This is a genomic window from Clostridium coskatii, assembly GCF_001675205.1.
GTDB classification, from domain to species: Bacteria; Bacillota; Clostridia; order Clostridiales; family Clostridiaceae; genus Clostridium_B; species Clostridium_B ljungdahlii.
Map to the genome: position 1 here is coordinate 1 of NZ_LROR01000019.1, position 1,989 is coordinate 1,989.

The 1,989-nt window shown below is 34.5% G+C and carries 1 protein-coding gene and 1 pseudogene; one reads left to right on the forward strand and one right to left on the reverse strand.

Annotated features, from left to right (window positions below):
• The first annotated feature begins 132 nt into the window (after positions 1-132).
• The gene (locus CLCOS_RS00935; RefSeq protein WP_063602647.1) at positions 133-576 is read left to right on the forward strand and encodes an OsmC family protein; all 444 of its coding nucleotides are present in this window, start codon (positions 133-135) and stop codon (positions 574-576) included.
• A gap of 141 nt (positions 577-717) precedes the next feature.
• Here the strand turns inward: CLCOS_RS00935 and CLCOS_RS00940 are convergent.
• Positions 718-1,860 (reverse strand): annotated as a pseudogene (locus CLCOS_RS00940) (sulfite exporter TauE/SafE family protein); the annotation flags it as partial.
• Positions 1,861-1,989 lie beyond the last annotated feature (129 nt).

Here is a 1,989-nt window from a genome sequence, read left to right on the forward strand (position 1 = left end):
ATGTTAATTGTATAGATGGAAATAGGATGAGGAAGAATCCCTCAAAGATGTCTCCTATCTCTATACTATAAAAAAGATAAGTTTACAACCAAATTTTCTTGGCTATAAACTTATTATACGAGGAGTGGTATTATGGCGATAACAACATTTAAGGCAACAACAAGACGAAAGAAAGGTCTTGCAGTTACAGCAGAAGCAAGGGGGTTTAATGTAGATATTGACGAACCAGAAAGCTTAGGTGGAAGTAATACTGGAATGAATCCGGTTGAATTAGTTCTTTGCGCTTTAGGTGGATGTCAAACAATTCTTGCATCATCTTTTGCTGAAAAAATGAAAATAAATCTTGAGGATTTTTGGATAGAGTTAGAAGGAGAATTGGATCCAGATGGATTTATGGGATTATCGGATGTGAGACCGGGATACCAGAGTGTAAGATATAATATTCATATAAAGAGTGATGCTTCAGAAGAAAAAATTAGGAAGTTTATTGAACTCATTGAAAAAAGATGCCCAGTAGGAGATACAATAGGAAATGTCGTTAAACTAGAAAAGGCAAAGATTACAATAGAGAAGTAATTATTAAACTAAAAGTGATTGATAAAGTAAAAATGTGTAGATTACTTTTATTCAATCACTTTTTTTATTATGGTAATTAGAGCATCTACAAAATTACTCTTGAATACTATTTAGATAACTTTCATATATGTTTTGAGTTTGTTATTTAGTTGACGAATTAGCACTAGGTGCTACTGCACCACCACTACAGCAATTAGGAGTACCAACAGGAGGAGCGGAAGGATCGGTGGGCTTAGATGTATCAACAGAATCTAGATTATCTACTACTCGAATTACCCCATTTATCATTCCCATCCAGCAGCTAAAGTTTATGTCTTTGTCATTTGGTGTAAACTCTATTATATTTTCACCATTATCCAACTGCTTCTTTATATTTAGCGATGGTAATACAATTGCATTGTTACAAGAAGTTATTTGTTTCCCATCTATTATCCACTTAACAGGAATCCCTTTTTTTACATACAGTACATTAGGTGTATACCCATTTCCATCTGCAGTCATATTTACTACCTGAACTCCGTCCTTTAAAACAGCTTTAGTGCTATTTGCCGCAGAAGCAGCAAGGGATTGATTAGTGCCAGGCAAAAGAGAACCTATAGACGAAACAACATTTATTCCAGCTAAAGCTAGTCCTCTATTACTCATAATTAACCCTAGGACAATTACAAGGACTCCACTAAATTTTAAAATCTTTTTTGTGTATCCTTTGCTTAATAGGCCAGAAACTGCACCGAAAGTTAACATTAAAGACACTGTACCCAAGGCAAAGATGAACATAGAAAGAGCACCTTTAAAAGAGCCGCCTGTACCAAGAGCATATAGCTGCATAGTTTGAAGAGGCCCGCATGGCATTAAACCATTTAAGATACCTACCACAAATGGAGTTTTAGGCTTATTCTTTACTGAACAAAAGGACCAAGGTAGTTTTATTTGCAGCTTTCTAAATAAAGAAAAACCAGCCATGTTAAAGCCCATGATAATCATAAATAAACCAGCAAACAGTTGGAGAGCAGCTTGAGTTTTTATAGATAATGAAAGTATGGAGCCCAAGGCACCAATAATTCCGCCTAGAATTGTATATGATATTACTCTTCCTACATTATAAAGTAGCGCGGGTTTAATTGCCTGAAATTTATTAGTGCTTTCATTAGTTAAGCTTTGAGAGAGCATTATTCCGCCGCACATTCCCACACAGTGTATAGAGGTGAGCACTCCAACTACAAAGAGTACAAAATAGGTTGCTCCTTTAAGCATATTATTCATATCGAAACCACCAGTAGAATTACGTTAGTGTAAAGTTTTTTACACTATTTTTTAAAAATATTCTTTATATATCAAGGGTTACAAAGTTTTTTTAAATAAAAAAACAATGACCCCCTAATTTCATGTTATAATTGAATCTCTCACCAAACA

What these genes read in the sequence shown, in the direction of transcription:
- CLCOS_RS00935 (WP_063602647.1), top strand. Translation starts at nt 133, where the DNA reads ATGGCGATAACAACATTTAAGGCAACAACAAGACGAAAGAAAGGTCTT.